Source organism: Enterobacter cloacae complex sp. I3, from assembly GCF_014896175.1.
Lineage (GTDB): Bacteria > Pseudomonadota > Gammaproteobacteria > Enterobacterales > Enterobacteriaceae > Enterobacter > Enterobacter bugandensis.
Map to the genome: position 1 here is coordinate 226,285 of NZ_JADBQZ010000004.1, position 6,546 is coordinate 232,830.

Sequence of the window (6,546 nt, forward strand, 5' to 3'; positions counted from 1 at the left end):
CCCAGAGGAATATCAGGCGAGTTTAGGGAAGGTCGCGATCTTTTTTTGCAGATCGCCTTCGTGACTTTGCGGGGCTATTTCGCGCAGATCCTGAATAAAACGCGCCTGCCAGTGATTTATATCGTTATTCCGGATCGTCTCCATCATTTCGGCATGGCGGGAAATTCGCTCCGTCAGCGGCATGGTCAGCGCGCGGTTGAGGGCATTTGCCACATCATCCCGATCGTAAGGGTTAACGAGCAGCGCTGAGGTCAGTTCGTTCGCTGCCCCTGCAAACTGGGAAAGCACCAGCACGCCTGGATCCGCCGGGTCCTGAGCCGCCACGTACTCTTTTGCCACCAGGTTCATCCCGTCACGCAGCGGCGTAACCAGGCCAACGTCGGCGTAGCGGAAGACCTTCATCAGGATCTTACGGTCAAAATGCTGATTCAGATAAAAGAGCGGCGTCCAGCCCAGTTGGCCGTAGCGCCCGTTGATGCGCCCTGCTTCTGTCTCCAGCTGATGACGAATATCCTGATAGGCCTGCACTTCCCCGCGCGACGTTGGCGCGATCTGGGTATAGCGGATTTTACCGTGGTGCTGAGGGTATTTATCCAGCAGCGTTTCATACGCCAGGAAGCGTTCCGGCAACCCTTTGGAATAATCCAGACGCTCTACCGAGAAGATATTCTTCACGTGCTTGAGTTCATTCTTAAGCTGGGCCAGCTTCGGCGGCAGCGGGCCCGAGGCCTGTTCCGCAATTTCGTCGGGTTCAATACCAATCGGATAGACCTCGGTATGGAAGGTTTTGCCCCACGCCGTATGGGTTTTGCCGCCGTTGGTTACCAGGCGCGTTTTGCCTGACACGGAGTCCAGGAACGCGAGACGGTCATTTTCGGTCTGGAAGCCCAGCAGGTCATAATCACACAGCGCCTCCAGCAGTTCTTCATGCGGCGGCAGCGCGGTGAAAATTTCCGGCGTCGGGAACGGAATGTGCAGGAAGAAGCCAATCCGGTTATTGACTCCCCTTTTACGCAGCTCTCTGGCGAAGGGGAGCAGATGATAATCGTGGATCCATAAAATATCGTCTTCCTCAATTAAAGGCAGCAGTTTATCCGCCAGCAGCGCATTCACCCGCGAGTAGCCCTCGAAGGATTCACGCTGGAATTTCACCAGATCAAGACGATAGTGAAACGCAGGCCACAGGACCGCGTTGGAGAACTGCGAGTAATACTCGTCATAGTCTTTCTCTTTGAGCGCAAATGATGCCCACGTAATGTTCCCGCGCGTCACCTTTTTAAGCGGTTTCTCTTGTTCATTGATTTCACCGCTCCAGCCAAACCACAGCCCGCCAGCAGCTTTTAAGGCACCTAATACCCCTACCGCCAGGCCACCTGCACTGGCTTTTTTATCATCAGGCTGTGCAATTCGGTTAGAGACGACGACTAAGCGACCCATAATGGTTTCCCCCTTTGTTTTGCGCTATTTGTTGTTGTTGCTGGTTAGCGATATCAGAAATCCACTGCCAGACGGCCTCGACATTCGCCAGACGCCATTCAGCGACAGTGTCACCAGGCCCTACCTTGACGGCGATCCCTCCGGCCTGTTTCACCACGCGAAAACCGGCCTCATCGGTCAGGTCATCGCCAAAAAATACCGGTGTACGTCCCTTAAATGGCGGTTCCGCCATAAACGCCGCAATAGCGGCCCCCTTATTGATGCCCTCAGGTTTTATCTCAACGACGCACTTCCCCGGCTGCAGCGCGAGCTGCGGATGTGCATCGGCCACGCTGCGGGCAATCGCAAAGATCGCCGCTTCGTGATGCGGAGCCTGCCGATAGTGCAAGGCGAACGCCATGCCTTTCGCTTCCAGTTCCGTGCCCGGGAGCGACGCCAGCGCCGAGGAGAGTTCAGTATGTAACGCCTGAATTAAGGTATCGGGGAGTGATACAACATGCAGTTGATCATGGATATCGCGGCGCTCCGCTCCGTGTACACCGGCCAGCGGAAAGTGGTAAGGACTGGCGAGCACGTCCAGCTCGGCCATTGAGCGCCCTGAAATCAATGCCAATGCGCCCTCGTTCAGTCGAGAGAGCTGCTGCAAATTCTCTAGCACCGTATCCGGTACGACCACGTCGTCAGGATGCGGTTGGATCCCGGCGAGCGTCCCGTCGAGGTCAAAAAAGAAAGCATATTTTCCGGGCAGTACAGGCGGTGCGGTTAACAAGTCAGCCACCCTAATCCTCCTTACGGTTTACGAGAGGTAAACGCCTTTACCTCTTTCATAGCCATGTAAGTATAGACAGTGTGATGGGCCTCGCCATTTGACAACCGCCCCGCCAGCAAAACTGGCGAGGCGGTTCAGGGGTCAACTATGGTTATTAGTTGAGCAATAAAAAGTCAGCGCTGGGGTTACACGGTACGCTTCGCTTTTTGCTTGTAACGGTCGAAAATCACGGCTGCCAGCAGGATCAGGCCGCGCACGACGTACTGAGAGAACGGCGAAATATTCAACAGGTTCATGGCGTTTTCCACCGTGCCCAAAATCAGGATACCGGCCACCACATATGAGATTTTTCCGATGCCTCCCTTGAGGGAAACGCCCCCTAAAACGCACGCCGAGATGACGATCAGCTCATAACCGATAGACGTCATTGGCTGGCCGCTGGTCATACGCGACGCCAGAATAATCCCCGCCGCGGCGGAGACCAGCCCGGAGAGCACGAAGATAATAATCTTGGTGCGTACAACCGGCACCCCTGCCAGACGAGCCGCTTCTTCATTGCCGCCGATCGCCAGCGTGTTACGACCAAAGGTGGTGCGGTTCAGCAGGAAGCCGAACAGGATCAGGCAGGCCACGGTGAGCCAGATAGGCGCAGGCAGGCCCAGCCAGTTGGCGTAGCCCAGCGTAAAGAAGCGCTCGTCTTCAATCCCTACCGCTTTACCGTCGGAGATGATATACGCCAGACCGCGGACTATCTGCATCGTTGCAAGCGTGGTAATCAGGGCATTAATCTTCAGGCGTGCGATAACAAAACCGTTCACCAGACCGCTGATCACGCCGAGCAACAGACCGGCAAAAACGCCAATCCACAGGCTTTCCGTCATGTTGATCACCACCGCCGTGGTGACGCCCGCGCAGGCGATAACCGAGGCCACCGACAGGTCGAAATCACCGGAGGCCAGACATAAGAGCATGCCACAGGCCACCATGCCGGACATGGAAATCGCCAGTCCCAGCCCTTTCATATTAATGAAGGTGGCAAAATTAGGGACGAAGATTGCACAGGCGATGAAGAGTGCGGCAAAGACCACCAGCATGCCGTACTGATCCCAGATGCGTCCAAAACTAAAAGCCGACTTCGGCGCTCCGGATGTAGTAACAGAGGACATCATTAACTCCTTACTCAGGCGACAGCCTGGCTGACTTTAGGCATGGCGAGGTTCAACGCCTGTTGTTCATTCGCCTGTTCATGAAGTAATTCACCGGCGATTTCGCCTTCGCGCATCACTACTATGCGGTCAGCAACGCCAAGCACCTCAGGCAGATCGCTGGAGGCGAACAGCACCGCCACGCCACGTTTTGCCAGTTCATATATCACGTTGTAAATCTCGTGTTTTGCGCCCACATCGATACCGCGCGTCGGCTCGTCCAGCAGAATGACCTTCATATCCTCCGACAGCCAGCGGCCTAAAATGGCCTTCTGCTGGTTTCCTCCTGACAGATTCATAATCAGCTGTTCCGGTCCCGGCGTTTTGATATTCAGCGAGCGAATATGATGGTCGGCGTTGCTCGACTCCCAGCCGTCGTTAATCAGGCAACCCGCGCGGATAAATTTACGCCGGGCGGAAATGTTGATGTTGTCGCGCACCGAATGCACCGGAATGATCCCCTCCGCCTTGCGGTCTTCCGGGCAGAGCATCATCCCGGCCCTGATTGCGTGGGCGGGTTTCTGGATATCCACCTGCTCGCCGTCAATAGAGACCTGCCCTGCGGTAATGCGTGTACCGCCGAACAGCCCTTTCATCAGCTCGCTGCGTCCCGCCCCAACAAGGCCAAACAGACCGACGATCTCACCGCTGCGTACGGATAACGAAACCGGCGTTCGCACGCCCGGCGCTTTGACGTTGTCCATACGCAGACGCTCGGGGCCGTACTCGCGCGGTTTCCAGTGATAGATATCGCCCAGATCGCGCCCGACCATCGCCTGAACAAGCTGATCATGGTTAACCTGCTGCATATCGGTAAAGGTGCGCACATAGCGCCCATCCTTAAATACGGTGATGGCATCGCTCAGGGCAAATATCTCCTCCATGCGGTGCGACACGTACAAAATGGTGCGGCCTTCCTGCCGCAGCTCGCGGATCACGCGGAACAGGTTTTCGATTTCACGCGCGGAAAGCGAACTGGTAGGTTCATCAAAGGCAATAACCCTGGCGTTACGCGCCAGCGCCTTGGCAATTTCAACCATCTGCCACTGGCCGATGGAGAGGTATTTCAGCGGGGTCTGGGGATCGACGTCCAGACCAAGATGCTTAAGCTGCAGCCCCGCTTCATAATTAAGTAGCGAACGATTCACCACGCCGCTTTTGTGCGGAAGCTGGCCTAAATAGATATTTTCGGCCACGGTCATCTCAGGGATGAGGTGCAGTTCCTGATAGATAATGGCGACACCGGCGTTGAGCGCCGCCGTGGTATCGGCAAAGGCCACCTCTTCACCGCGAATGGCCAGCGTGCCGGTTGTTGGCGCGTAGTTGCCGCTGAGGATTTTTAGCAGCGTGGATTTCCCCGCTCCGTTTTCCCCCATCAGGGCATGAACCTGGCCGGCATAGCAGTCGAAGCTGATATCGGTCAGCGCGTTAACACCGGGAAACGTTTTCCCGATGCCGCGAAAAGAGAGATACGGATTAGACTGTTGCATAACGACTCCGTGATTCCTGTAGTGTGTACGTCTGGCCCCTTACGGCGAGTAAGGGGCACAATCACAGCGTATTACTTACCGCCCAGTCCCTTTTTCGCCAGTTCCTCTTTGAAGTTGTCGCGGGTAATCAGCACCACGTCGGTCACTTCGGTAAATTTCGGCGGTTCAGCCCCTTTGGTGACCCAGTTGTAGAGCATTTCGCTGGATTTGTAGCCGTGAACGTCCGGGCTTGGCAGCAGAGAGCCGTAGAAGCCGGTGGCCTGCGCTTTGGACAGCTCGCTCACCGCATCCACGCCGTTGATGCCGATCCCGATAACGTCAGGCGCCTTGAAGCCCTGACCTTCCGTCGCGCGCACGCCGCCCAGCACGGTGTTGTCGTTCATGCCGACCACCAGCCAGTGCTTCACTTCCGGGTGCTGAACCAGCATAGAGTTCGCCGCGTCAAAGGCGCCCGGGATGTCGTTAGATTTGGTTGGCACTTTATAGATCTGTTTTTCAGGGAAGCCGGCCGCTTTCAGCGCGTCCATTGATCCGGTCGTACGACGACGCGCCGTGTCCAGCTCGTCTGCGGTGATGGCCATGACGGCAGTCTCTTTCACATCCCAGCCGCGTTTCTGCATCTCTTTATAAAGCTCCTGCCCCTGACGTTCACCAATTTTGGTCGCCGCCATCATGACCAGCGGAACGCTGTCCATCGGTTTGCCTTTGGCGTTAACGAACTGATCGTCAACCGCAATAACCTTCATGTCGTAACCGCGGGCTTTCGCCGCGATGGCCGAACCGAGCTTTGGATCCGGCGTGCAGATCACAAAACCTTTCGCGCCGCTGGCCGCCAGGCTGTCGATGGCGTTCAGGGTTTTTTCACCGTCCGGCACGGCGATTTTAATCACTTCAAAACCTAAATCTTTTCCGGCTTTATCAGCGAATTTCCATTCGGTCTGGAACCAGGGTTCTTCCGGCTGTTTTACCAAAAAACCGAGTTTTAAATTCTCAGCGATAGCGGATTGTGACATAACGGCAGCCAGACCGATGGCCGCCAGCGCTTTAGTAAATTTGTGCATGGTAAACTCCAGCTTTAGCATTCTTTTCTGTAGGGAAGATTTGCGTGCTTCTTATTTAATCGGAATTAAAACAAGGCATTAGCGCTTACCTCGTCATAAGCGTTATTGCTGGTGATAGTTTTAGCGGGAAATTAATCATCCATAAGAGAGCCCCATCACACCGCAGAATTACAGTAATTGCGTACATAAATTCAGCGAAAAATGACATAAAAAAGGCAGGAATTGTCTGACAAATGAAAGCTGGGTAAGCAGAATTATCCATAAGATTAGCTAAGAAATCCCTGATGCCTTACGGCGGATGTCGCTGCGGCTCTCCCCTGACGGGGATCCATGCTTTTCATCAAAAAAACGAACGCATCATGAAAAGGCGTTATTCCGTTAAAATTGACTTAGCGCAAATTCAGCAACGCATCATATATTTGAAATGAATAATCTGTATTTATTTTTCTTACAGAGCATTATTCCGGCTAAATGTTCACGAAAGTAAATCAGTATCCCTCGAAAGACACTTAACCTTTAGTATCAACAGGTTAATAAAATTTCATTTGGTGGCTATATATTTGTATTTTTGTACTATATTAAAC

The 6,546-nt window shown here is 54.2% G+C and carries 5 protein-coding genes; all 5 read right to left on the minus strand.

What is annotated here, in order from left to right; all coding sequences use genetic code 11:
- Positions 1–12 precede the first annotated feature (12 nt).
- Positions 13–1,437 (minus strand): alpha,alpha-trehalose-phosphate synthase, encoded by a 1,425-nt coding sequence (gene otsA, locus IM271_RS04690; protein ID WP_193052231.1) that lies wholly within the window; start codon positions 1,435–1,437, stop codon positions 13–15.
- The gene (gene otsB, locus IM271_RS04695) at positions 1,412–2,215 is read right to left on the minus strand and encodes a trehalose-phosphatase (protein WP_028013657.1); all 804 of its coding nucleotides are present in this window, start codon (positions 2,213–2,215) and stop codon (positions 1,412–1,414) included. Before otsB ends, otsA begins: the two co-directional genes overlap by 26 nt.
- A 176-nt stretch (positions 2,216–2,391) precedes the next feature.
- Positions 2,392–3,372, minus strand: a complete 981-nt coding sequence (gene araH, locus IM271_RS04700; protein WP_193052237.1) for an arabinose ABC transporter permease AraH — start codon at positions 3,370–3,372, stop codon at positions 2,392–2,394.
- A gap of 14 nt (positions 3,373–3,386) precedes the next feature.
- Positions 3,387–4,901 carry an L-arabinose ABC transporter ATP-binding protein AraG gene (araG, locus tag IM271_RS04705; RefSeq protein WP_193052232.1) on the minus strand — a complete coding sequence of 505 codons (1,515 nt, stop codon included), beginning with the start codon at positions 4,899–4,901 and terminating at the stop codon, positions 3,387–3,389.
- Positions 4,902–4,972: 71 nt separating this feature from the next.
- Positions 4,973–5,962: an arabinose ABC transporter substrate-binding protein AraF gene (gene araF, locus IM271_RS04710; protein ID WP_008500409.1), complete on the minus strand. Its 990-nt coding sequence runs from the start codon at positions 5,960–5,962 to the stop codon at positions 4,973–4,975.
- Between the last annotated feature and the right edge of the window lie 584 nt (positions 5,963–6,546).

What these genes read in the sequence shown, in the direction of transcription:
- otsA (WP_193052231.1), bottom strand. Translation starts at nt 1,437, where the DNA reads ATGGGTCGCTTAGTCGTCGTCTCTAACCGAATTGCACAGCCTGATGAT.
- araG (WP_193052232.1), bottom strand. Translation starts at nt 4,901, where the DNA reads ATGCAACAGTCTAATCCGTATCTCTCTTTTCGCGGCATCGGGAAAACG.
- araF (WP_008500409.1), bottom strand. Translation starts at nt 5,962, where the DNA reads ATGCACAAATTTACTAAAGCGCTGGCGGCCATCGGTCTGGCTGCCGTT.
- araH (WP_193052237.1), bottom strand. Translation starts at nt 3,372, where the DNA reads ATGTCCTCTGTTACTACATCCGGAGCGCCGAAGTCGGCTTTTAGTTTT.